Source organism: Actinosynnema sp. NPDC020468, assembly GCF_040642015.1.
Classification (GTDB): domain Bacteria; phylum Actinomycetota; class Actinomycetes; order Mycobacteriales; family Pseudonocardiaceae; genus Actinosynnema.
This window is the reverse complement of record NZ_JBFAEO010000031.1, coordinates 34,224-56,855: the sequence shown is the minus strand read 5'-3', so window position 1 is coordinate 56,855 and position 22,632 is coordinate 34,224. Positions and strand designations below refer to the sequence as shown.

Below are 22,632 nucleotides of genomic sequence, written 5' to 3'. Positions count from 1 at the left end.
GATCGTTTGTTCCAACCCGTGCCGGTGCCGGCACTGCCACCCAGCACCGCACTGGCCGACCTGGCCACCACCGGCGACGACCACGCCTGGCTCGCGGGCACCACCGGCGTCTTCACCAGCAGACCCTCCGCGCCCCTCGTGCTGCGCTGGAACGGCACCGCCTGGACCCGTGAAGACCTACCCGACCTGCCCACCGCCGCCAGCCTCGCCGGCATCTCCGCCAGCGCCCCCGACGACGTCTGGGCACTCGGCAACAGCGCCGGCCACCCACTCCTGCTCCACTACGACGGCACCGCCTGGCGCCGACACGACCTGCCCGCCATCGGCTGGGCCCGCGCCGTCCTCGCCCTCGCCCCCGACGACGTCCGCGTCCTCGGCGCCGGCCGCGACACCCTCCACTGGACCGGCCACGCCTGGACCCGCCACCCCACCCTCGCCTCCGACCGCGAAGGCCTCCACACCCTCGCCGCCACCGGACCCCACGACATCTGGGCAGGCGGCGCCGGACTCGCCGGCGTCGGACCCGGCACCTACGAATACCCCGTCCTCCTGCACTACGACGGCCACCACTGGACCGACCGCCGCGGACCACGCCTCGACCACGGCCACATCACCCGCCTCGCCGCCACCGCCCCCGACGACGTCTGGCTCGGCCACGTCCACAACGCCGACGGCCTCCACATCCACCACTACGACGGCCACCACTGGACACCCGTCCCCGCGCCCACCGACCCCGGCCGACTCAGCCTCCACGGCGTCGCCGCCCGCTGGACCTGGGGCGTCCGCGCCAACCGCCGCAGCTTCGAAACCCACCCCGCCTACCACCACTGGACCGGCGACGAGTGGACACCCGTCCCCCTCCCCGACCACCTCGCCCGAACACCCGCCTCCCACGTCGGCCTCGCCACCGCGCACCACGTGACCTGGGCCTACCTCAAGACCGCGGCAGGCGTCCACGTCCTGCGCCACACTGCGTCGTGAACCTCACCGTCCTCGGCACGGCCACCCCCTACCCGCGCCCTGACCAGGCCTGCTCCGGCTACCTGCTCACCGCGGGCGACACCACCGTCTGGATCGACGCCGGACCCGGCACCCTCGCCAACCTCCAACGCCACGTCCGCCCCGACCACCTCACCGCCATCTGGATCTCCCACACCCACGCCGACCACACCGCCGACCTCCTCGCCGCCTACTACGCACTCCGCTTCGGCGACCTCCCACCCACCCGCGTCCCCCTCTACGGCCCACCCGGCCTCGCCCACCGCCTCGAGACCTTCCTCGCCGCCGCCCGACCCAACCCCGCCGCCGACGCCTTCGACATCCACGAACTCACCGACGGCCACACCGCCCACGTCGGCGACCTCGAACTCACCAGCCTCGCCGTCGACCACGGCCTACCCGCCTTCGGCCTCCGCGCCCGCGCCGACGACCGCGTCCTCGGCTACTCCGGCGACACCGCGCCCTGCGCCGCCCTCGACCGCATCGCCGACGCCGACCTCCTGCTCTGCGAAGCCGGAACCGGCCCCCACCACTGCACCGTCGCCGACGCCGTCCACGCCGGCCGCCACGCCGACCGGTACCTGCTCACCCACCTCGGCGAGCACCCCGGCGACGCCCCCGTCGCCCGCCAAGGCGCGACCTACCCCGTCTGACCCCACAATCGAGGGGGTGATCAAGCTGACCGCGACCGTCCTCGACGCACCCGACCCCCGAGCCCTCGCCCGCTTCTACCGCGACCTGCTCGGCTGGCCGCTCGTCCACGACGAACCCGACTGGGCCACCCTGCGCCCCACCGACGGCGGCCCCGGCCTGTCCTTCCAGGCCGAACCCCGCCACGTCCGCCCCGTGTGGCCCACCACCACCGACCACCCCGGCATGCAACTGCACCTCGACATCGAGGTGGACGACCTCGACGCCGCCTGCGACCTCGCCCGCTCGCTCGGCGCCCGACCCGCCACCCACCAGTTCCAGGACGACGTGCGCGTCTGGCTCGACCCCGCAGGCCACCCCTTCTGCCTCTGGATCCGCACCTGATGTCAACCCCCACCACCCCCGCGGCGTGTTAGTGGCGTGACGACCGTCGACGAACCCGTCGCCGACCTGTTCCGCCGCGAGAAACCCGGACTCCTCCGGCTCGCCGCGCTGCTCGTCGGCGACACCGCGCAGGCCGAGGACGTCGTGCAGGACGCCTTCGTCGCCGTGCACCGCCGCTGGGACCACCTCGACCACACCACCGCCGCCGGCTACCTCCGCGTCGCCGTCGTCAACGGCTCCCGCACCGTCCACCGCGCACGGGCCCGCCTCGCCCGGCACCTCACCCGCACCACCCGCGACCAGGACGCACCCGCCGCCGACACCGCGCTCCTGGTCGCCGAGGAACACCGCGAGGTGCTGCGCGCGGTGCGCCGACTGCCCCGCAGGCAACGCGAAGTCCTCGTGCTGCGCTACTGGTCGGGGCTCAGCGAGGCCGAGATCGCCGCCACCCTCGGGGTGTCCCGCGGCACCGTCAAGACCAGCGCCTCCCGCGCGCTCGCCACCCTCCACCGACGACTGGGAGCCCACCGTGACTGACGGCGAGAGGACCGACGTCGAACACCGGGTCGCCGCCGCCTTCGCCGCCGCGGCCCGCGCCGTCGACGTGACACGGCCGGCCGAACGCCCGGCGCCCGCACGCCGCGTCCCGCCGCCGGTCGGCGTCGCCGCGACGGTCCTGCTGCTGTGCGGGAGCCTGCTCGCCCTCGTCACCGTGTTCGGCCGGCAGACCGACGAACTCCGGCTGCCACCCGCCGCGGTCACCACGACCCGACCGCCGCTCGCCGTGATCGACCCCTTCGAGCTGCACACCCACTGCGGCATCCGCGAAACCCGGATCGGCGACCGCTACTACGAGGCCGACCCGGTGCTGGACGACGGCGCCGGCAACCCGCCCTCGGGCTGGGCCAACCCGTCCCAGGTCGGAGTCATGACCGTGACCGGCGAGACCGAGGCGGTGTTCACCGACGCGGCGGGCCACACGGCGCGGTTCCGGCTGCGGCCGGGCGCGACCGCGTTCCTCCGGCTGTGCGAGTAGCGCGGTCAGCCGATCGCGCGGGTGATCGAGTCCAGCACGCCCGGGAACCGGTGCTCCATCTCGTCGCGGCGCAGCTCGTGGGTGCGGTAGCTGCCCTGCGGTGTCACCCGCAGCACGCCGGCCTCGCGCAGCACCTTGAGGTGGTGCGACAGGGTCGACATGCTCACCGGCACGTCGAACTGCCCGCACACGATGCCGCCCGAACGGGCCAGCTCGCCGACGATGCGCAACCGGATCGGGTCGGCGAGCGCGCTGAGCACCGTGGCCAGTTGGAGTTCCCTCACGTCCGGGTGCTGTAGAGCGCGCATGACCTCGCATAGTAGCGAGTGGACGAGAGGAGTGAAGCCAGTCTTCACTGAAATAATCGAAGCCACTAACCGTGTTAGGGTGATCAGGTGACCCTGCCGGAGCCGGTGCGTGCCGGGCTGGACCGCGTGACGCACGGAGCGCTGGTCGACTTCGCCGCCCTGGACCAGGTGCGGCGGCGCTTCGACGAGGAGCAGGCCTCCTCCCTGCGCGCCTACCTCAGCGCCGCCCAGTCCCCCAACACGCTGCGCGCCTACCGCTCGGACTGGGTGGGCTGGGCCGGCTGGTGCGAGGCCGAGGGCCGCCAGGCGCTGCCCGCCGACCCGGTCGACGTCGCGGTGTACCTCGCGGTGGCCGCGGACGCGGTCAAACCCGACGGCTCGCCCGCGTTCAGCCCGTCCACCCTGGAGCGCAAAGCCGCCGCGATCGCCGCCGTGCACGCCTCCGCCGGGCTCCCCTCCCCCACCCGGTCCGACGTCGTGCGGCTGACCCTGCGCGGCGTCCGGCGGACCCGGCGCGCCCAGCCCCGGCGCAAGCGGCCCGTGCTGCTGGCCACCCTGGAGGCGCTGCTCGCCGAACGGCCGCCGCAGGGCTGGCCCACCGGCGCCGCCCGCCGCCGGGACGCGCTGCTGCTGCTCGTCGGGTTCGCGGGCGCGCTGCGGCGCAGCGAACTGGCCGCCCTGCGGCTGGAGGACGTGACGGTCGACGTCGACCCGCGCACCCACGAGCCGCTGCTGCTGGTCGAATTGGGCGTGACCAAGACCGACCAGACCGGCGCGCACCGGCAGCGCGTGGTCCTGCCGCGCGGCGCCCGCCGGCACACCTGCCCGGTGTGCGCGTTCGCCGACTGGGCCGACGCCCTCGGTGCCGCCGACCTGCGGGCCTACCTGGAGGACGCGGTCGAGAGCACCGTGCACCGCTGCCACTCCTACCGGCCGGGACCGCTGTCCGGGCCGCTGTTCCCGGCGGTCAGCAGGCACGGCCGGATCGGTGGGAAACCCATGTCGGACAAGGCGGTCTCGGACGTGGTGAAGCGGTACGCGCTGCGCGCCGGGCTCGATCCCGCGCTGTTCGGCGGCCACTCGCTGCGCGCCGGGTTCGCCACCCAGGCCGCGCTGGGCGGCGCGAGCGACCGGGAGATCATGCGCCAGGGCCGCTGGACCAACTCCCGGACCGTGCACCGGTACATCCGGACGGCCAACCCGCTCGAGGACAACGCTGTCACCCGTCTCGGACTGTGACCCAGAGCGCACGGAGAGTTGTTAACTGTAAACACGACCCCGCCGTGCGGTGTGGGCCGAAAGGCCCTGGACGAATGCGCTGGACGAACTCTTGCCGGCTGTTGTTCGATTCGTGTTTCCACACAGTTTGAGCTGCGGTTATGCGGCTAAATCGATCGTTGCTCACCCCTGCTGACCTGCACCGGGCCCGGACCGGCCAAGTCCGTTCGGCGCTCGGCGGACCATTTACCCGGCGTTTCACGGCCATACGATCAGTCCACCTGGTCGTCCGCCCCGGCCACCCTGCACCGGTAACAACCAGGAGCGCCCATGAAACGTCAGACCCTCGTCGGCTACGCCGCCCTCGTGGCGGCCGCGCTCGTCGGCTCCACCGCCGCGACGGCCGTCGCGGCGCCCCAGGCGCCCGACCAGCTCGGGCTCGGCGCCCAGGAGCAGCTCGTCCAGACGAGCACGATCACCGACGCCGACGGCACCGTCTTCACGCACTACGACCGGACCTACCGCGGCCTCAAGGTCGTCGGCGGCGACCTGATCGTCGAGCGCACCAAGGCCGGCAAGGTCAAGTCCGTCGCCCGCACGACGGACGCGAAGATCGAACTCGCCACCACCACCCCGTCGAGCGCCGCCGACCGCGGCGAGCTGGTCGTGTTCGCGCTCGACCACGCGCCGACGCTGGCCTGGGAGAAGGTCACGGAGAGCGTCTCCGCGGACAAGACCCCGAGCGAGCTGCACGTGTTCACCGACGCCAAGACCGGCGCCGAGCTGCTGCGCTACGACTCCGTGATGCACCTGGAGACGGGCAGCGGCGTCAGCACGTGGAGCGGCACGGTCGCCCTGGACACCACCAAGTCCGGGTCCACCTACCAGCTCAAGGACCCGCTGCGCGGCAACCAGCAGGTCAACAACCTCAACGGCGGCACGAGCACCGGCACGCTGTTCACCGACGCGGACAACAAGTGGGGCAACGGCACCCAGTCCGACAAGGCGACCGCCGGCGTCGACGCGGCCTACGGCGCGGCCAAGACGTGGGACTACTACAAGAACACGCACGGCCGCAACGGCATCCGCAACGACGGTGTCGGCGCGCTGAGCAAGGTGCACTACAGCACCAACTACGTCAACGCGTTCTGGACCGACAGCTGCTTCTGCATGACCTACGGCGACGGCCAGAACAACGCCAAGCCGCTGACCTCGCTGGATGTCGCGGGCCACGAGATGTCCCACGGCGTCACCTCGGTCACCGCGAAGCTCGTCTACTCCGGCGAGTCGGGCGGCCTGAACGAGGCCACCAGCGACATCTTCGGCACCGCCGTCGAGTTCGCGGCCAACAACCCCGCGGATGTCGGCGACTACCTGATCGGCGAGAAGATCGACATCCGCGGCAACGGCACCCCGCTGCGGTACATGGACAAGCCGTCCAAGGACGGCGCGTCGGCCGACTACTGGTCCTCCACGGTCGGCAGCAAGGACGTGCACTACTCCTCGGGCGTGGCCAACCACTTCTTCTACCTGCTGAGCGAGGGCAGCGGCGCCAAGACGATCAACGGCGTCTCCTACAACTCGCCCACCCAGGACGGCCAGTCGGTGACCGGCATCGGTCGCGACAAGGCGGAGAAGATCTGGTACCGCGCCCTCACCACGAAGTTCACCTCCGGCACCAAGTACGCCGCGGCCCGCACGGGCACCCTGGCGGCCGCCTCCGAGCTGTACGGGGCGAGCAGCGCCGAGTACGCGGCGGTCAACCGGGCCTGGGCCGCGGTGAACGTGAAGTAGGACCCGCCGCCAGACCGTGGCCCCCGGACTACCCTGCACTGTTCGGGGGCCACATCGGCGGAGTCCGCCGAGCCGTCAGGTGTTGTCCTCGGACCAGTAGTCCAGTTCGCCCACGTCATCGATATCGCTCAGGTTCTGCGACCGCATCGACGAGAGGTCGCCGTACTTCCACTCGGCCATCCGGGTGAGAAAATCCGCCAGTTGGGCGGTGATGATCTTCTGCCGCGCCTCGAGGAAGGCATTCCGGTTGCCGACCGCGAGCAGCCGGGCGGCGTGGCGGTCCAGGCAGTAGGAATGCAGGACGGCGTCCCACGTCGAGTCGTCCAGGCCCGGAGGTTGACGGGTCAGCAACCCGGCGATCTCGTCGACCGGGTCGGCTTCGGTCGGGACGAACAGCCGGTTGGCGGTGAGGAACTGGTACTTCGGACCCAGTCCTCGCGGGAAGATCCGACGTACCGCCGGAGCGGCGGTGATCTGGTCGGAGAGCACGTCCGCCAAGTCCTCTTTCCCGTACTGCTCACCGGTGAACGGTGAGCGCGGCCGCAGCGCCCACCAGGCGCAGAGGATGAGTTTTGCTCCCGCCTCGTTCGACTTGAACCTCTCCGGGTTCGGCATCGCAGGTTGCGCCTGGTCCATCGTCTCGACCAGGGCCTGCACCGACCTGCTCTCGTCGCCGGGGTGGATCCTCGCGGAGAGGACCCGGCTGATCTGGGTGAAGCTCCCCTTGAACACGGCGGGTCCGGAGGCCGCCACTCGCCAGTAGACCCGACGCAGCTGCTGGAGGGATCGTTGCTCAGGCTCCGGGTAGTGCGCGAAGAAGCGGGTCAGCGCAACCAGCAGCGACCGGTAGGACAGCAATGAGAGGTGCGGTACCCCGGCGCCTTCCTGAAGGAAGGACACCGCACGGATAATCGACTCCTCACCCTTTTCATAGGCGGTGTCCCGATCCTCTCCGGGGAACTCCGAGGCGGTCCTGCGCCGACTTTCGTCGAACTCGGTGCGAATTTCCCTGCTGGGGTCCGGTCCTCGACGGGCGAGAATTGCACCCAATACCGTGTCGTCGTCGATGAGTCCGAATCCGGTGCGAGCCGCGATGCGCTCGGCGATGCTCCCGATGGTGAGCCGCTCATCCGCGCCGGCCTCAGGGCCCGCGAACAGCGCCGAGAAGATCTCCGCCCGGCTCAACCGCTTCCCGTGGCTGTTCATCCGGTCGAAGATGTCGGTGAGGATCCCCTCGTTCTCCTGCCGGACCAAGTAGGCCGGCACCTTGAACTGGCGGAGGAGTTTGGCAACCCGTCGTGCCTCGGGGAAGTGCTCCGAGACCTGCTGACCGGCGCCCGCGAACCAATCGAGCAGCTTTTCGAGGTCGAACAACACCGGCAACGGCACGAACTGGGGTTCCTGGACCGTCGGGGTGATGACGAACTGCCGGTCGAGCAAGTCGTAGCCCACGCTGAAAGGCGAGTGCGAATTGCCTTCGGGGTGCAGCGCGTTGGCCAGACTGGTGATCCTCTGCTGCCCGTCCACCACCCACAACGCGCTGTCCGAGGCCTTGGCCTCGATCCGCAGGCTACCGAGCTTCACAGTGGCCGCCGGCGATTTGCGGATCCACATCAGGAGACTGCCCACGGGATAGCCGCGAGCGATGCTGTCGAATAACCTGACGACATCCTGCGGCCCCCACCGGAAATCGCGTTGGAAGTGGGGTACCCGGATAGTGCCATTCCATGCCTCGGCGATGAGGTCTTCCAGGTCGTAGGTCGCCGCACTCGGCTGCGTGTCAAGCCCGTCGGTCATTTCTCTCCCGATACACATGTCACCGATTCACGAAATGCGGAGACGAGAACTGTATGGATGGGAGAACGGTATCGGAATCGAGTCCGGACAGTGGCGATCGGCGGAAGGAGTAACCGAAGTTCACCCAGGTGGACCAGTGGGCGGCACCACCGGCACGCGCTACGCGCCGGTGGTGCCGCCGACGACGGCCTCGGACGAGGGTTCCTCGTCCTTGTGCTCGGGCGGCGGCACCACGCCGGACAGGTCGCCGCCGTTGTCGTTGACCCGCAGCACGAACGGCCTGGTCTTCGTGTACTGCACGACCGAGACCGACGCCGGGTCGACCACGATCCGCTGGAACCCGTCCAGGTGCACGCCCAGCGCGTCGGCCAGCAGCGCCTTGATCACGTCGCCGTGGCTGCACGCCACCCACACCGCGCGCGGCCCGAACTCCGCGGTGATCCGCGCGTCGTGCGCCCGCACCGCCGCCACCGCCCGGGACTGCACGGTCGCCAACCCCTCGCCGCCGGGGAACACCGCGGCCGACGGGTGCTGCTGCACCACCTGCCACAGCGGCTCGTCCAGCAGTTCCTTGAGCGCCCGGCCGGTCCAGTCGCCGTACTCGACCTCGGCCAGGTCCGGCTCGACCACCGGCTCCAGCCCCCGGTCGGCCAGCAGCGGCGCCAGGGTTTGCCGGCAGCGGTCCAGCGGCGAGGTCACGACGGCGTCGACGGGCACCCCCGCCAGCCTCCCGACCAGCCGGCGCGCCTGTTCCTCACCCTTGTCGGCCAGGTTCACACCCGGCTGACGACCCGCGAGGACGCCCGACCCGTTCGCGGTGGACCGGGCGTGTCGCAGCAAGATCACGGTAGCCACGTGACCACTTTAGGTCGCGCTGATGAGGTTCATCGACAGCAGACCCATCAGCACGATGCCGACGGAGATCCGGTACCACACGAAAGCCGAGTAGCTGTGCTTGGAGACGTAGCGCAGCAACCACGCGATCGTGGCATAGCCGACCGCGAACGCCACGACCGTGGCGACGATCATCTGCGGCACCGACGCGGCGTTGGGCTCGGACCGGTCGAGCACGTCCGGGATGCTGAACAGGCCCGCGCCGAACACGGCGGGCAGCGCCAGCAGGAACGAGTACCGCGCGGCGGCGGCCCGGTCGAGGCCGAGGAACAGACCCGCGGTGAGCGTGCCGCCGGACCGGGACACGCCCGGGATCAGCGCCATCGCCTGGGCCAGGCCCATGCCGACCGCGTCCTTGAGCTCGAGCCGGGTGCGCAGGTGCTTCGCGACGTGGTCGGCGAGACCGAGCAGGATGCCGAACACGACCAGCACGGTCGCGGTGATCCACAGGTTGCGCAGGTTGGACCGGATCTGGTCCTTGAAGACGTAGCCGAGCACGCTGATCGGGATCGACCCGATGATCACGTACCAGGCCATCCGGTAGTCCTCGGTCCTGCGGGCCGCCGCGGAGAACAGCCCCTTGAACCAGGCTCCGATGAAGTTCCCGATGTCCTTCGCGAAGTAGATCAGCACGGCGACCTCCGTGCCGAGCTGGATCACCGCGGTGAACGACGCGCCCGCGTCGTTGCCGAAGAACAGTGTCGACACGATCCTGACGTGCGCCGACGAGGAAATGGGCAGGAATTCCGTAAGGCCTTGGACGAGTCCGAGAACCAGGGCCTGCAACCAGCTCAACTACCCACTCCTGACAGCTCAAGTGCTTCGGTCGCCGTGCGCAGCGCGGCGACCCCGTGCGCGAGATCTTGCAGCATGGGCAGGAGTGTGAGTGTGGTGACCCCCGATTCGGCGTAGGCCACCATCTTCTCGGCCAGCCGCTCACGGGGTCCGAGCAGCGACGTCGCGTCGACGAAGTCGGTCGGCACGGCCACGATCGCGCCCGCGTGGTCCCGCGCGAGGTAGCGGTCCTGGACCAGCGCGGCCTCCTCGGCGAAGCCCATCCGGACCGCGAGGTCGTTGTAGAAGTTCTTCTCCCGGCTGCCCATCCCGCCCACGTACAGGGCGGCGTAGGGGCGCACGGCGTCCGCGCAGGCGCGCCAGTCGTCGCCGACGGACAGCGGCACGGTCGGCACCACGTCGAACCCGTCGAGGGTTTTCCCGACCTTGGCGCGGCCCTTCGCCAGCTGTGCCAAGGACTCGCCCGAGTGCTCGGGCGAGTGGAAGACGCCGAGCCAGCCGTCCGCGATCTCGCCGGTCAGCTCCACGTTGCGCGGACCGACCGAGGCCAGGTAGACGGGGATCTCCGCGCGCACCGGGTGGACGGTGAGGGTCAGCGCCTTGCCGGGACCGTCGGGCAGCGGCAGCACGTAGTGCTCGCCGGCGTAGCGCAACCGGTCCCGGCGCAGCGCCGAGCGCACGATGTCGACGTACTCGCGGGTGCGGCCCAGCGGCTTGTCGAACCGCACCCCGTGCCACCCCTCGGAGACCTGGGGCCCGGACACGCCGAGACCGAGCCGGAACCGGCCGCCGGACAGCGAGTCCAGGGTCGCGGCGGTCATCGCGGTCATCGCCGGTGTCCGCGCCGGGATCTGGAGGATGGCGCTGCCCACGTCGATCCGGGTGGTCTGCGCGGCCACCCAGGACAGCACCGTCGGCGCGTCCGACCCGTAGGCCTCGGCGGCCCACACGACGGAGAAGCCCAGCCGATCCGCTTCCCTGGCCAGTTCGAGGTTCGCCGCGTCGTTGCCGGCACCCCAGTACCCGAGGTTCAGTCCCAGTCGCACCCGCCGGACCTTACCGACGGGTAACCCCGTTGACCAGTCACCCGACCAGGCGGTCGGTGACCAGTTGCGCGAAGGTCGCGGACCCGATCGACTCCAGGTCGGTCCGCTCGCCGGTCACGTCGACGGTCACCCGGACCACCTTGTCCCCCTTGGCTTGCAGGGCGGTGCACACCCGTCGGTGCCGCGGGTTGTTCCACAGGCAGTAGCCGAACCGGTCGTCCACGAACGGCTTCGTGGTGCCCAGGCTGTCCTGGCTGTAGAAGTACTCGTCCAGCTGAAGCGGGCTCTCCACCTCGCCGATGCCGCGGTGGCACGTCGAGGCGGCGCGCGCCTCGCGGACCACGTCGCGACCCGGCACGTCCCGGTAGACCACGGCGTACTCGGTGATCTCGGCCTTCTCCGCGGCGTGGCTCCAGGTCCACTTCGCGGTGACGCCCGCCACCGCCTTGTCCGCCGACGGCAGTTCCGGGCACTCGACCAGCTTCTGCGTGCCGACGACCGGGTCGCCGACCTTGGTCAACCCCTTCGCGGAGGTGTCCTGGTCGCGCAGGACGAGGTCGCGGACCACGGTCGCCGGGTCCTTCACGGGGTCGGCGGGTGGCTGGGCCTGTGCCGTGCAGCCGGCGGCGGTGGTGACGACGGCGCAGACCGCGACGACGACTCTTCTCACAAATCCCCCTCTGGAGCGTTCGGTGCCGGCGCATCTTAAGGGTGCGTCTTGGTGCCACTCGCGCCGCCGGAGCGCCGGGCACCCCTTAGGCTTCGCCGCGTGGAACAGCGATACCTCGGCCGGAGCGGACTGCGCGTGTCGCGGCTGGCCCTGGGCACCATGACCTGGGGCCGGGACACCGAGGCGGACGAGGCCGCCGCCCAGCTCTCCGCGTTCACCGAGGCCGGCGGGACGCTGGTCGACACCGCGGACGTGTACGTGGAGGGCGAGAGCGAGCGCATCCTGGGCGGGCTGCTCGGCGAGGTCGTGCCGCGGGACGCGCTGGTGATCGCGACCAAGGCGGTGGCCCGGCGCAACGACGGGCCGTTCGGCGGCGGCGCGTCGCGGGGCGCGTTGCTGCACGCGCTGGACGGGTCGCTGCGGCGGCTGGGCGTGGACCACGTGGACCTGTGGCAGCTGCACGCGTGGGACCCCGGCGTGCCGCTGGAGGAGACGCTGTCCGCGCTGGACCTCGCGGTGGCGGCGGGCAAGGTCCGGTACGCGGGCGTGTCCAACTACTCGGGGTGGCAGCTGGGCACGGCGGCCGCGCTGCCCGGGCACACCCCGATCGTGTCGACGCAGGTGGAGTACTCGCTGCTGGAGCGCGGGGTGGAGCGGGAGGTCGCGCCGGCCGCGGCCCACCACGGCGTCGGGCTGCTGCCGTGGGCGCCGCTGGGTCGGGGCGTGCTGACCGGCAAGTACCGCAACGGCACCCCGCCGGACTCGCGCGGCGCGTCGGCGCACTTCGCGGGCTACGTGGAGCAGCACCGCACGGAACGCGCGAGCCGCATCGTGCAGGCCGTGGCCACCGCCGCCGACGGCCTCGGCACGTCGCCGCTGAGCGTCGCCCTGGCCTGGATCCGGGACCGCCCGGGCGTCGTCGCCCCGGTGGTCGGCGCGCGGGACACCACCCAGCTGGCCGGCTCGCTGGCCGCCGAGTCGCTGACCCTCCCCCCGGCCATCCGCGCGGCGCTGGACGACGTCAGCGCCCTCGACTTCGGCTACCCGGAACGCCCGATCCCCTAGCCCGGTCCCCTTGCCGGATCGTCCGACGAGCCCCTGAGCGGACGATCCGACGAGCGGACGTCGGGCGGGTCAGACTTCGAGGGCCCAGCGGACGTGGCGCATCGTGGGCGTGAAGCCGGCCTTCTCGAACAGACCCGCGGCGCCGAGGGGGCTCGCCGAGTCCACGCTCGCGCTCGCGCGGTGGTAGCCCTGGGCCGCGACGGCCCGGAGGGCGTGGTCGACCAGGGCCCGGGCGACGCCGCGGCCGCGGTGGTCCGGGTGGGTGCCGACGATCATGAACCGCGCGTCGCGGACGCCGGTGGTGGCCGTGTCGGCCTCCCAGGTCTGGGTGACCAGCACGCCCACCGGCGTCCCGCTCGCGGCGACCCGGAGCAGGAAGCAGGCGTCGGGGCGGAACGTCTGGTTGACGATCTTGTTCCGCCAGGCGTCCGCGGGCAGCGGCGTCGCGTCCCAGTAGTCCCGGTACGCCGCGTTCCGGACCGACCGGAAGTCCTCGTCGGCGCCCTCCGACCACGGCTCGACCCGCAGCCCGTCGGGGATCGGCGCGGTGGGGGTCGCGGCGCCGAGCGGGTGGTGGAGGAACCCGAAGTGGCGGACCGGCGTGAAGCCCCGGGAGCGCAGGAGGTCGGCCACGCCGGCGATGTGCTCGGCCTTGTGCACGTCGACCACGAGCCTCAGGGTCGGGTGGTGCAGCGCGTGCACGACCTTTGCCGCCGCCACGCCGGCGTCCACGAGCGCGGCGCCGACGCCCCGGCCGCGGTGGTCGGGGTGGACGCCGCCGTCCAGGACGACCCGGTGGACCTCCGTCGCGGTCGGCTTGTGGCGGATCTTCATGTAGCCCACCATCACCTCGCCGTCGAACGCGGCCAGGCTCGCGCGCTCCAGGTCCGCGTACGGGTCGACCAGCTCCTGGCGGGTGTCCTCCTCGGTGTAGTTCTCACCGATCCGGTCCGCGGTCTCGATGGCGTTGAGGAGGTCGGCCGAGGCCTTCGCGTCCTCGACGGTCAGCGGTCGCCAGGCGAGTGCGGCGGTGTGCTCGGGCATGGCGCGGACGCTAGGGCCAGGCGGCAGGGGCTGTCGCCCGAATTCCGCGGTCGGATTGTTGAACGATCGGACAGGGCTACGATCCGGCCATCAGGGCGTCGACCTGGTCGAACCAGTCGCGGACGTGCGTGAGCTGGTCCTCCAGCCAGGTGGCGACGTCGGCCGCGAGGTCCAGGGCGCGCGGGGTGCGGACGCGGACGGTCAGGTGCTCGACCAGGGCCTGGATGCGGCGGACCGGCGGCGGGTGGCTGCCGGCGAAGGGCACGGCCAGGCCCAGCTCCTCGGCGAGCCGGTCGGTCACCTCGTGCAGGAACAGCACCAGCAGCAACGCGCCGACCAGGCACGGCTCGTGCACGTCCAGCTGGCGCGGCCCCAGGTCGTCCAGCGAGTGCAGCATGATCGTCGCCGCGATCCGGTCCGCCTCGTGCTCGCGCGGCCACCCCACCGACTGCGCGTCGAGCGCGCCGACCGGCGTCGTCGGGTCCGTCCACCGCCGCGAGTGCACCAGGTGCCCGGCCATCACGTGACCCATCTCGTGCGCCACCACGAACTGCGTCGCCCGCCGCACCATCAGCCCCACCAGCGCCGACCGCTGCCCGGACAGCTCGGGCAGCACCCTCGGCTCCACCGCGCCGTTGCCGTAGAGGTAGGCGTTGAACGCCTCGGCCAGCGCGTACGACGCCTGCTCCGAGGACAGCAGCGGCGGCGTGCCGTAGTTCGGCAGGGCGCACGTCATGATCTTCAGCACACCGGCGAGCAGGTCCAGGAACCCGCTGTTGACCAGCACCAGCACCCCGCGCCCCGGCACCGGCACGCAGATGCCGTCCAGCGCGCCGGTCGGGAACACCGCGGCCAGCGTCGGCGTGCCGGTGGTCCACCCGGCGCTGCGGGCCAGGTGCAGCACCTCGGGTTGCAACGCGTCCAGCGTCCGTTGCAGGTCGTGCAGGTGACCGTGCCGGTACGGCGCCGGTCGGGCGCGGACCTCGGCGAGGCGGGCCAGGCGGGCCTCCCTCGACTCGGCCGCGACCTGCGTCCACGTGTGGTAGCGCGTGGTGTTCGGGTGCGTCGACGGCGTGAGGGCGTCGACCACCCGCCGGTCGCGCAGCAGTTCGACGTGCCTGCTGCGCAGGTCCTCGACGGTCATGGCGGCCCCTCCCCCTCCGGTCCACCAGGCATCGTCGTCGCACCGGGACCGCCGATCGGCGGTGCACCCCGGTTATCACCTGCTGGGACCAACGACAACACCCGCCCCCCTGCGTGACGATGGGTGATTCGTGATGGATGCTGGGGGTACGTTTCGCGAACGGGTTACCTGGAGGTCCCACGTTGCGCCGATTGGCGGCGGTGTTGCTCACCGGAGTCGTCCTGGTCTCCGGCTGCTCCACCGAGGAGAACCCGTCCGACCCGCTCCAGCTGGCCGCGACCCTCGAACCCGCGACGCCCGCGTCCTCGCCCGCGCCGTCCACCGCGCCGACCGGATCCGTGGTGCCGTCGGGCGCCGTGGACGACGTCGCGGTGGTCGGCGACCGGCTCGCCGTGGCCCTGGCCGACCCGCCCTCGGTGGCCCTCTACGCCCTCGCGGAGATGGGTGCGCCCAAAAGTGTCCCGTTGCCGGGCCGGGTCGCGCGGTTGGTGGCGGTGGACGACGCGGTGGAAGCGGCGGTGCCGTCCGCCGGAGTCGTCGTCACCGTCAAAACCGACGGTTCGAGCAGCTCACGGGCGGTGGACGGCGGCCCCGTCGACCTCGCGACGGTGAACGGGAAGACGCTGGTCGCCCAGCGGGACGCCAGGCAGGTCCGCTCCGGCGACCGCGAGATCGGCGGCATCTCCTCGCCGGACCGGGTGCTCGCGGTGGGACGGGCGGCGGTCGTGCTGGACCGGCCGCGCAGCGCGGTGTTCGACCTGGACCCCGACGGCGAGGGCCCCGGCGCGGGGCTGCGCGCGGGCGAGGGCGCGACCAACGCGGTGGTGGACCGGTTCGACCGGGTCTGGGTGGTGGACACCCGGGGCGGCGAACTGCTGGCGTTCTCGGCGAAACCGCTGATCATGAGGTTGCGCTACCCGCTGCCGGGCGCGCCGTACGGGCTGGCCTACGACGCCGGCCGGGACCTGCTGTGGACGACGCTCACGGAGCGCAACGAGGTCGTGGCGTACGACGTGTCGGGCGGCGAGCCGGTGGAGAAGCGACGGGTGCCGACGGTGCGGCAGCCGAACTCGGTGGCCGCGGACGCGCAGGGCCGCGTGTACGTGGGCTCCGGCAGTGGCGAGGGAGTGCAGGTGATCACGTCATGACCGACGGGGTGGTCGACGGGGATTGGGATTACCGGTCGCTGCGGCTGCCGGCCGGGGTGTCCCGGCGCCAGGCGATGACGCAGCTGGCCATCCACGCGGAGTTCTCCGGCTGGGAGCTGGCCCGCACCCTGCTGTTCGGCGACGGCTCGCGCAAGGTGTGGCTGCGCCGCAAGAAGTCCGCGCGCCTGCCCGACCTGATCACCTGACCACCACACCTGTGGTACCACAGGTGTGGTGGTAGGCGGATCCGCGCAGCTCTACAGCTCGCCGAGCACTGCGGCCGGGTCGCGGTCCGGGGTGCCGGCGGGCCACCAGGAGCCGTTCTCGCGGCGGTAGCCGTACCAGCGGCCGTCGGTGGCGAACCGCAGCTGCCGGTCGCGCACGGTCCACCGGTTGCGCCACACCTCGGCGTCGGGGAGCCCGCCCGAGCGCCACGCGGCGTGCGCGGCCCGACCCGGGTTCCACGACTCCTCCAGTGCCGCCAACCCCGGCGCGCCGCCCTGCCGCCACGCCAGCACCTCGCGCGCGTCGACGTCCAGCCGGGTCGCGAGCCCGGGGTGGGTGGCGGCGGCGCGCACCCGGTCGCGCCGTTCGTCCAGGGCAGGCCACTCGCCCGTCGCCAGCACCGCGCGGGCCCGGGCCGCCGCGTACCCGACCAGCAGACCCAGCGCCGCCACGTCCAACCCCGGCGCGGGCTCGAACTCGGGGAGCGGACCGGGGTCGACCACCGGCGGGTCGGGCGGCAGCACGGGCACCTCGCGCGCGAACGCCTCCACCGCCGACTCGCCGCCGTCGGGACGGGCGCCCGCGACGACCTCGGCCTGCTCCCGGCCGCGCAGGAGCAGCAGCACCCACGGGTCCACGTCGAGCAGCCACGCCACCTGGTGGCACAGCGCCGCCGCGTGCCGGCACGGCAGCTCCCACCCCGGGCAGGTGCACTCGGGGTCGAGGTCGCCGATGCCGGGCAGCAGCGGCACGCCCGCGTCGGCGGCCGCGTCGACCAGTTCGCGCGGCACCTCCCGGTCCAGCAGCGCGGCGAGGTGACCGGTCTTGGCCGCGATCTGGCCCAGGAACCGCCGCCACTCGTCGTCGGTCAACGGGGTCAGCCGCACGGTGGTGCGGTGGTTGTCGTCGGTGTCGTGGACGGTGGCGGACAGCAGACCCGGGCTGACCGTGATGGTGCCGACCAGACCCGCGTTGGCGTACCGGCGGCCCTGCCGCACGACGCGCTGGTCCAACGAGGTGTCCTCCAGCGCCTGCAACCACGCCCGGCCCCACCAGCTCCGGGCGTGGCGGGCGCCCTTGCCGAACGCGGGGAACCCGCGCACCCGCTCGCTCACGACCGCAGCTCCACGAGGTCGGCCAGCTCGGCGTCGGTCAACTCGGTGAACGCCGCCTCGCCGCGGGCCAGCACCGAGTCGGCCAGGGAGCGCTTGGACCGCAGCATCTCCGCGATGCGGTCCTCGATGGTGCCCTCGGCGATGATCCGGTGCACCTGCACCGGCCGGGTCTGGCCGATGCGGTAGGCGCGGTCGGTGGCCTGGTCCTCCACCGCCGGGTTCCACCAGCGGTCGTAGTGCACGACGTGGTCCGCGCGGGTGAGGTTCAGACCGGTGCCGGCCGCCTTGAGCGAGAGCAGGAACACCGGGACCTCCCCGTCCTGGAACCGGCGCACCAGCTCCTCGCGCTCGGCGACGGGCGTGCCACCGTGCAGCAGCCGGTTGCCCACGCCGCGGTCGGAGAGGTGCCGGGCGAGCAGCCGGGCCATGGCCACGTACTGGGTGAACACCAGCACCGCGCCGTCCTCGGCGACGATCGTGTCCACCAGCTCGTCGAGCAGCTCGAGCTTGCCCGACCGGCCGGGCAGCCGGGGCGCGGACTCCTTGAGGTACTGGGCGGGGTGGTTGCACACCTGCTTGAGCGCGGTGAGCAGCTTGACCACCCGGCCGCGCCGGGCCATGCCGGTCGAGTCGCCGATCTCGGCCATCAGCTCGCGCACCACGGCCTCGTACAACGCGGCCTGCTCGCGGGTCAGCGCCACCGGCCGGTCGGTCTCGGTCTTGGCGGGCAGCTCCGGCGCGATGCCGGGGTCGGACTTGCGCCGGCGCAGCAGGAACGGCCCGACCAGCGCGGCGAACCGGGCGGCGACGGCTCGGTCGCGGTCGACCTCGACGGGTTTGGCCCAGCGCGCCCGGAACGCGGGCAGCGTGCCCAGCAGGCCGGGCGTGGTCCAGTCCAGGATCGCCCACAGCTCGGACAGCGTGTTCTCCACCGGCGTGCCGGTCAGCGCGACCCGGGACCGGGCGGGCACCCGGCGCAGCGCCCTGGCCGTGTCCGACGCCGGGTTCTTCACGTGCTGCGCCTCGTCGGCGACGACCAGGTCCCACTCGACCTCGGCCAGCCGCTCGGCGTCCAGGCGCATCGTGCCGTAGGTGGTGAGCACGAACCCCTCGTCGGCCAGGGTGCGGCCGGGACCGTGGAAGCGGCGCACGGGCGTGCCGGGCGCGAACCGCTCGATCTCGCGCTGCCAGTTGCCCAGCAACGACGCCGGGCACACCACCAGCGTCGGCCCGCAGCCGCGGTGCAGGTGCAGGGCGATGAGCGTGATCGTCTTGCCCAGGCCCATGTCGTCGGCCAGGCACGCGCCCAGCCCCAGCGAGGTCATCCGGTGCAGCCAGCGCAGCCCGTGCAGCTGGTAGTCGCGCAGCGTCGCGGCGAGCGCGGGCGGCGGGCCGATCGGGTCGCCGGACAGGTCCGCGATCTTCGCGCGCACCTCGTCCAACCAGCCGGTCGCGGTCACCCGGACCTGCTCGCCGTCGATCTCGGTGGACCCGGTGAGGGCCGCGCCGAGGGCGTCGATCGCGCTCACCGGCTTGAGCCTGCGTTCCCGGGCGCGCCGGGCCAGCTCCGGGTCGACCAGGGTCCACCGGTCGCGCAGCCGCACCACGGGCCGGTGCGCCTCGGCGAGCCGGTCGAGCTCCTCGGGGGTGAGCGGGTCGTCGCCCAGGGCGAGCCGCCAGTCCACCGTCGCCACCTGGTCCGGACCGAAGAACGAGGGCCGGTCCAGCCGGTCGGCGTCCAGCACCACGGTGGCGGTCAGGTCGCGCACCAGATCCCGCGGCCAGTGCACGTCGACGCCCGCCGCGGCCAGCCGGACCGCGCCGTCCCGCAGCAGGTCCTCGACGTCCGAGTCGAGCAGCGGCACCTCGTCGGGCACCGGCAGGTCGAGCAGCCGTTCCAGCGGCGGCCACGCGCGGGCGGCCCGGCGGATCGCCACCGTGGCCTCCGACCGGGTGCGGCGGGACGCGCCCGCCCACAGCCGCGCGGCGTCCACGACCAGGCTCGGGTCGGCGAGGTCGTGCACCTGCACCACCGCGCGGAACTCCTCCAGCCCCTCGACCCGCAGCGAGATCCGGACGCCCTGCTCGGCCCAGCCCCGCAGGTGCGGTACGTGCTGCGGCTCGGGCGAGGCGAACGCGGGCGCACCGGCCGCGTGCACCGCCGCCGCGCCGCGCGGCATCGTGTCGGCCACCGCGTCCAGGAACGCGCGGACCAGCGGTTCGGCGTCGGCGAGCGCGGCGGGCGACCGGTCGGGCAGCGGCACGGCGCGGGCGTGCGCGGGCATCGCCTCCGCCAGGTCCCGGATCCGGGCGTGGTCGGCGGTGTCGAGCGGACCGACCAGCCAGGCGTCGAGATCGCCGTCGGTGACCGCCGGGCGCACCCGGCCCCGGGCCACCAGTTGCAGCGCGACGACCACGGACGCGCCCCAGAAGGCGGTCGCCGGGTGCGCTCCGGGATCGCGCCGGGCTTTGCTCAGCAGCGGAACGGCGTCACCGACCGGGACCCGCACGGCGTCGACCTCGCGCCGCGCGCCGTCCGGGCCGACGACCGTGATCCGGTCGTCGCCGGGCAGGTCGTCGCCGTAGAAGGCCAGGGTGGACGTGCGTGGCGGATCCGCGGCCTCGAACACCGCCGGGTACCGCGCGAGACCTGTGTTCAGCGCTCCCCCTTGCTACTCAAGTTTGAGTATAGCCCAACTGCCGGGCGCGCCCGGCGAACCCGGCTCACCCGCCATCGGGTACGCGCCCGACTCCAAGCGCCGCAACAACCCCCGCGTCCACTCCGCGCCCGCCGCCGCGCTGTGCTCCCACAACCCGAACAACTCCGCCACGTGCGGCGGATCGGCCCACCCCGCGCCCTGCTCGCGCGCCGCGTCCCGGCGCGCCTCCAGCGCCGCCAACCGCTCCGCGCACAGCGCCACCGCCTCCGCCCTGGTCAACGCGGGCAGCAGCGCCAGGCTCGCGCCCAACTGGTCCGGCCGCGTCTCCGGCTTGCGCAACGCGTCCCGCAGCAGCCGGCCGAACTCCGCCTCACCCGCCGGCGTCACCACGTAGTCCGTGCGACCCGGCGGCACCGTCTCGTCGGACAGGCAGCCGTCCTTGGTCAACTGCTTGAGCGCGTGGTAGATCGAGCCCCACTTGACGTTGGCCCACTCCCCCGCGCCCCAGGACATCAGGTCGTTGCCGATCAGGTAGCCGTGCGCGCGCCCGTACCCCCGCACCACGCCCAGCACCAGCAACCTGGTCGCCGACATTCCCCGCCCGTCCCGCCGAGTTCCGCTGTCCCGAGCAGGGTAGAGCGCCCGCGGGTGTGAGGATGTGCCGGTGACCCCCGCCGTGATCACCGACGACCAGCGCCGCGCCCGCCTCGGAGCCCGCCACCTGCTCCCCCGCCTGGGCACGACCGTCGAACAGGTCGCCGACGCCCTCGTCGGCCTGCACGCCAGCGACCCGGCCACCGTCTACCTGTCCGCGTTCGCCCGGCTGCGCGAACCCTCCGCCGCCGACGTCGAGGACGCGCTCTACGACCGGCGCACCCTCACCCGGCTGCTCGCCATGCGCCGCACCATGTTCGCCGTCACCACCACCTCCGCGCCCACCGTGCACGCCGCCGCCGCGCTCGCCGTGGCCGCCAAGGAACGCGCCGGACTGGTCAAGCACCTCGCCGACGGCGTCGGCTGGGACGCCGCCCGGCTGGCCGAGGTCGAGCAGGCCACCCTCGACGCCGTCGCCGCGCACGGCGAGATCACCGCCGCCGACCTGGGCAAGGCCGTGCCCGCGCTGCTGGAACAGGTCGTGATCGCGCCCGGCAAGCCCTACGAAACCCGGCAGAACGTCTCCGGCCGGATCATCCGGGTGCTCGCCGCCGAGGGCCGCCTGCGCCGCGCCCGCCCGCGCGGCTCCTGGGTCAGCAGCCAATTCCGCTGGGCGCCCGCCACCCCGCCGACCGCGCTCGACGTGCCGACCGCGCAGGCCGACCTCGTGCGCGCCTGGCTCACCACCTACGGACCCGGCACCGAGGCCGACCTCAAGTGGTGGACCGGCCTCACCCTCGGCGCGATCCGCAAAGCCCTCGCCGCCGTCCACGCCGAACAGGTCACCCTCTCCACCGGCACCGGCTGGGTGCTGCCCGGCGACACCGACACCGTCGAGGCCACGCCCTGGATCGCCCTGCTGCCCGCGCTCGACCCCGCGCCCATGGGCTGGCAGGGCCGCGACTTCTACCTGCGCCCCGAGTGGAAACCCCGGCTGTTCGACTACTCCGGCAACATCGGACCGACCGTGTGGCGCGACGGCGAGGTCATCGGCGGCTGGGCCCAGCGACCCGACGGCGCCATCACCTGGCGGCTGCTGCTCGACGCGGGCACCGAGACCGAGGCCGCCGTGGCGGCGGAAGCCGACCGGCTCGCCGCGCTCATCGGCGACGCCCGCGTCGTCTCCCGCTTCCCCGCGCCGCTGGAGAAGGAACTCGTCAGCCGGAAACGACCCGGCTGACCGCCGCCTCGATCCCGTCCAGCAGCACCTCGAGGCCCACCCGGAAGTTGCGCACCGCGTCCCGCTCCAGGTACGGCGCGTCCTCCTCCCCCGGCACCGGCGGCGGCTCCTCCTCGCCGAACCACGTCGTCAACGGGAACCGCTGCGCGAAGTCCGGCGCCAACTCGGTGATCAGCGCGCTCCGGGCGTACCACCACTCGTCGTCCGCCACGCCCGTCGCGCCCGCCGCCTCGCGCGCGTCCGCGATCACCGCCGCCGCGCCGCGCACGAACTGCACCACCGTGCCGACCACGCCGCGCAGCACCGACGGCGGCAGACCCGTCTCCCGCAGCACCGACAACACCGTCTCCAGCACCACGAACTCGTGCGGACCCAGCACCGGCCGCGCCTGCGACACCACCAGCACCCACGGGTGCCGCAGGTGGAACGCCCGGCTGTCCTGCGCCCACGCCGTCAACGCCGCGCGCCACCCCACCGACAGGTCGTAGCTCGTCGGCAACTCGGCCAGCACCCGGTCGTACATCAGGTCGACCAGCTCGGCCTTGCCCGGCACATACCCGTACAACGCCATCGCCGTGCGACCGAGCCGCTCACCCACCGCGCGCATCGACAGGCTCGCCATACCGCCCTCGTCGGCCACCGCCACCGCCGCGTCCAGGATCGACTCCAGCGTCAACCCCGGCTTCGCCTCCGCCGCGCCGCGCCACAACAGCGACATCGACCGACGCGGGTCGCCCTGTCCGGCGTACACCACCACCTTGCGACTCCCCACCGCGTCGAGTACCGTGCGCGACCGATACTTTAC

23 protein-coding genes are annotated in these 22,632 nt (G+C 72.8%); 11 read left to right on the top strand and 12 right to left on the bottom strand.

Going from position 1 to position 22,632, the window contains the following annotated elements; translation table 11 throughout:
- Positions 1 to 6 precede the first annotated feature (6 nt).
- Genes AB0G50_RS22360 through AB0G50_RS22340 form a run of 5 tightly spaced genes read left to right on the top strand, consistent with a single transcriptional unit; the run spans position 7 to position 3,070 of the window.
- Entirely contained in the window at positions 7 to 981 is a 975-nt protein-coding gene (locus AB0G50_RS22360; RefSeq protein ID WP_360111733.1) for a hypothetical protein, read from the top strand.
- Positions 978 to 1,652, top strand: coding sequence for an MBL fold metallo-hydrolase (locus AB0G50_RS22355; protein WP_360111731.1), 675 nt, complete (start codon positions 978 to 980; stop codon positions 1,650 to 1,652). Before AB0G50_RS22360 ends, AB0G50_RS22355 begins: the two co-directional genes overlap by 4 nt.
- A 19-nt stretch (positions 1,653 to 1,671) precedes the next feature.
- Positions 1,672 to 2,034: a VOC family protein gene (locus AB0G50_RS22350; protein ID WP_360111801.1), complete on the top strand. Its 363-nt coding sequence runs from the start codon at positions 1,672 to 1,674 to the stop codon at positions 2,032 to 2,034.
- Positions 2,035 to 2,070: 36 nt separating this feature from the next.
- A complete protein-coding gene (locus tag AB0G50_RS22345) occupies positions 2,071 to 2,571 on the top strand; it encodes a SigE family RNA polymerase sigma factor (protein WP_360111729.1) in 501 nt (166 codons plus the stop codon).
- On the top strand, positions 2,564 to 3,070 hold the full coding sequence (locus tag AB0G50_RS22340) for a hypothetical protein (RefSeq protein ID WP_360111727.1): 507 nt from the start codon (positions 2,564 to 2,566) through the stop codon (positions 3,068 to 3,070). The genes AB0G50_RS22345 and AB0G50_RS22340 overlap by 8 nt, the downstream gene beginning before the upstream one ends.
- 5 nt (positions 3,071 to 3,075) lie before the next feature.
- Here AB0G50_RS22340 and AB0G50_RS22335 read toward each other — a convergent pair whose 3' ends face one another.
- The gene (locus tag AB0G50_RS22335; protein WP_360111725.1) at positions 3,076 to 3,378 is read right to left on the bottom strand and encodes a helix-turn-helix domain-containing protein; all 303 of its coding nucleotides are present in this window, start codon (positions 3,376 to 3,378) and stop codon (positions 3,076 to 3,078) included.
- Positions 3,379 to 3,465: 87 nt separating this feature from the next.
- On the opposite strand from AB0G50_RS22335, the gene AB0G50_RS22330 reads away from it, so the two are divergent.
- Together AB0G50_RS22330 and AB0G50_RS22325 are read left to right on the top strand one after the other, a co-directional pair.
- Positions 3,466 to 4,617, top strand: a complete 1,152-nt coding sequence (locus AB0G50_RS22330) for a site-specific integrase (RefSeq protein ID WP_360111723.1) — start codon at positions 3,466 to 3,468, stop codon at positions 4,615 to 4,617.
- 309 nt (positions 4,618 to 4,926) lie between these two features.
- Entirely contained in the window at positions 4,927 to 6,390 is a 1,464-nt protein-coding gene (locus tag AB0G50_RS22325; RefSeq protein WP_360111721.1) for a M4 family metallopeptidase, read from the top strand.
- A 75-nt stretch (positions 6,391 to 6,465) separates the two neighbouring features.
- On the opposite strand, the gene AB0G50_RS22320 is transcribed toward AB0G50_RS22325, so the two are convergent.
- The 5 genes from AB0G50_RS22320 to AB0G50_RS22300 all read right to left on the bottom strand — a co-directional run bounded on the left by AB0G50_RS22320 (position 6,466) and on the right by AB0G50_RS22300 (position 11,592).
- On the bottom strand, positions 6,466 to 8,187 hold the full coding sequence (locus AB0G50_RS22320; protein ID WP_360111719.1) for a DUF262 domain-containing protein: 1,722 nt from the start codon (positions 8,185 to 8,187) through the stop codon (positions 6,466 to 6,468).
- A gap of 159 nt (positions 8,188 to 8,346) precedes the next feature.
- Positions 8,347 to 9,042 (bottom strand): histidine phosphatase family protein, encoded by a 696-nt coding sequence (locus tag AB0G50_RS22315; RefSeq protein WP_360111717.1) that lies wholly within the window; start codon positions 9,040 to 9,042, stop codon positions 8,347 to 8,349.
- A gap of 9 nt (positions 9,043 to 9,051) precedes the next feature.
- Entirely contained in the window at positions 9,052 to 9,876 is an 825-nt protein-coding gene (locus AB0G50_RS22310; RefSeq protein WP_360111715.1) for an undecaprenyl-diphosphate phosphatase, read from the bottom strand.
- Entirely contained in the window at positions 9,873 to 10,922 is a 1,050-nt protein-coding gene (locus tag AB0G50_RS22305) for an LLM class F420-dependent oxidoreductase (protein WP_360111713.1), read from the bottom strand. Before AB0G50_RS22305 ends, AB0G50_RS22310 begins: the two co-directional genes overlap by 4 nt.
- 37 nt (positions 10,923 to 10,959) lie before the next feature.
- On the bottom strand, positions 10,960 to 11,592 hold the full coding sequence (locus AB0G50_RS22300) for a hypothetical protein (protein ID WP_360111711.1): 633 nt from the start codon (positions 11,590 to 11,592) through the stop codon (positions 10,960 to 10,962).
- A gap of 99 nt (positions 11,593 to 11,691) precedes the next feature.
- Here AB0G50_RS22300 and AB0G50_RS22295 point away from each other — a divergent pair, with 99 nt between their 5' ends.
- Positions 11,692 to 12,657: an aldo/keto reductase gene (locus AB0G50_RS22295; protein WP_360111709.1), complete on the top strand. Its 966-nt coding sequence runs from the start codon at positions 11,692 to 11,694 to the stop codon at positions 12,655 to 12,657.
- Positions 12,658 to 12,726: 69 nt separating this feature from the next.
- Here AB0G50_RS22295 and AB0G50_RS22290 read toward each other — a convergent pair whose 3' ends face one another.
- Together AB0G50_RS22290 and AB0G50_RS22285 are read right to left on the bottom strand one after the other, a co-directional pair.
- Positions 12,727 to 13,701, bottom strand: a complete 975-nt coding sequence (locus AB0G50_RS22290; protein WP_360111707.1) for a GNAT family N-acetyltransferase — start codon at positions 13,699 to 13,701, stop codon at positions 12,727 to 12,729.
- A 76-nt stretch (positions 13,702 to 13,777) separates the two neighbouring features.
- Positions 13,778 to 14,845 (bottom strand): hypothetical protein, encoded by a 1,068-nt coding sequence (locus AB0G50_RS22285; protein ID WP_360111705.1) that lies wholly within the window; start codon positions 14,843 to 14,845, stop codon positions 13,778 to 13,780.
- A 182-nt stretch (positions 14,846 to 15,027) separates the two neighbouring features.
- Here AB0G50_RS22285 and AB0G50_RS22280 point away from each other — a divergent pair, with 182 nt between their 5' ends.
- Positions 15,028 to 15,993, top strand: coding sequence for a hypothetical protein (locus tag AB0G50_RS22280; protein WP_360111703.1), 966 nt, complete (start codon positions 15,028 to 15,030; stop codon positions 15,991 to 15,993).
- Positions 15,990 to 16,199, top strand: a complete 210-nt coding sequence (locus tag AB0G50_RS22275; RefSeq protein ID WP_360111701.1) for a DUF5703 family protein — start codon at positions 15,990 to 15,992, stop codon at positions 16,197 to 16,199. Before AB0G50_RS22280 ends, AB0G50_RS22275 begins: the two co-directional genes overlap by 4 nt.
- A 51-nt stretch (positions 16,200 to 16,250) precedes the next feature.
- On the opposite strand, the gene AB0G50_RS22270 is transcribed toward AB0G50_RS22275, so the two are convergent.
- From AB0G50_RS22270 to AB0G50_RS22260, 3 genes are read right to left on the bottom strand one after another with little or no spacing between them, the layout of a single operon-like run.
- The gene (locus AB0G50_RS22270; RefSeq protein ID WP_360111699.1) at positions 16,251 to 17,333 is read right to left on the bottom strand and encodes an SWIM zinc finger family protein; all 1,083 of its coding nucleotides are present in this window, start codon (positions 17,331 to 17,333) and stop codon (positions 16,251 to 16,253) included.
- Positions 17,330 to 19,963: a DEAD/DEAH box helicase gene (locus tag AB0G50_RS22265; RefSeq protein ID WP_360111697.1), complete on the bottom strand. Its 2,634-nt coding sequence runs from the start codon at positions 19,961 to 19,963 to the stop codon at positions 17,330 to 17,332. Before AB0G50_RS22265 ends, AB0G50_RS22270 begins: the two co-directional genes overlap by 4 nt.
- Before the next feature lie 42 nt (positions 19,964 to 20,005).
- Positions 20,006 to 20,587: a PadR family transcriptional regulator gene (locus AB0G50_RS22260; RefSeq protein ID WP_360111695.1), complete on the bottom strand. Its 582-nt coding sequence runs from the start codon at positions 20,585 to 20,587 to the stop codon at positions 20,006 to 20,008.
- Positions 20,588 to 20,657: 70 nt separating this feature from the next.
- On the opposite strand from AB0G50_RS22260, the gene AB0G50_RS22255 reads away from it, so the two are divergent.
- A complete protein-coding gene (locus AB0G50_RS22255) occupies positions 20,658 to 21,827 on the top strand; it encodes a winged helix DNA-binding domain-containing protein (RefSeq protein WP_360111693.1) in 1,170 nt (389 codons plus the stop codon).
- On the opposite strand, the gene AB0G50_RS22250 is transcribed toward AB0G50_RS22255, so the two are convergent.
- Complete coding sequence (locus AB0G50_RS22250) at positions 21,805 to 22,584, bottom strand: TetR/AcrR family transcriptional regulator (RefSeq protein WP_360111691.1); 780 nt, start codon at positions 22,582 to 22,584, stop codon at positions 21,805 to 21,807. The two genes, AB0G50_RS22255 and AB0G50_RS22250, sit on opposite strands and share 23 nt — an antisense overlap.
- Positions 22,585 to 22,632 lie beyond the last annotated feature (48 nt).

Bases quoted from the DNA above. Each gene is read 5' to 3' on its own strand.
- AB0G50_RS22275 (WP_360111701.1), top strand. From the start codon at position 15,990: ATGACCGACGGGGTGGTCGACGGGGATTGGGATTACCGGTCGCTGCGG.
- AB0G50_RS22325 (WP_360111721.1), top strand. From the start codon at position 4,927: ATGAAACGTCAGACCCTCGTCGGCTACGCCGCCCTCGTGGCGGCCGCG.
- AB0G50_RS22285 (WP_360111705.1), bottom strand. From the start codon at position 14,845: ATGACCGTCGAGGACCTGCGCAGCAGGCACGTCGAACTGCTGCGCGAC.
- AB0G50_RS22290 (WP_360111707.1), bottom strand. From the start codon at position 13,701: ATGCCCGAGCACACCGCCGCACTCGCCTGGCGACCGCTGACCGTCGAG.
- AB0G50_RS22320 (WP_360111719.1), bottom strand. From the start codon at position 8,187: ATGACCGACGGGCTTGACACGCAGCCGAGTGCGGCGACCTACGACCTG.
- AB0G50_RS22260 (WP_360111695.1), bottom strand. From the start codon at position 20,587: ATGTCGGCGACCAGGTTGCTGGTGCTGGGCGTGGTGCGGGGGTACGGG.
- AB0G50_RS22335 (WP_360111725.1), bottom strand. From the start codon at position 3,378: ATGCGCGCTCTACAGCACCCGGACGTGAGGGAACTCCAACTGGCCACG.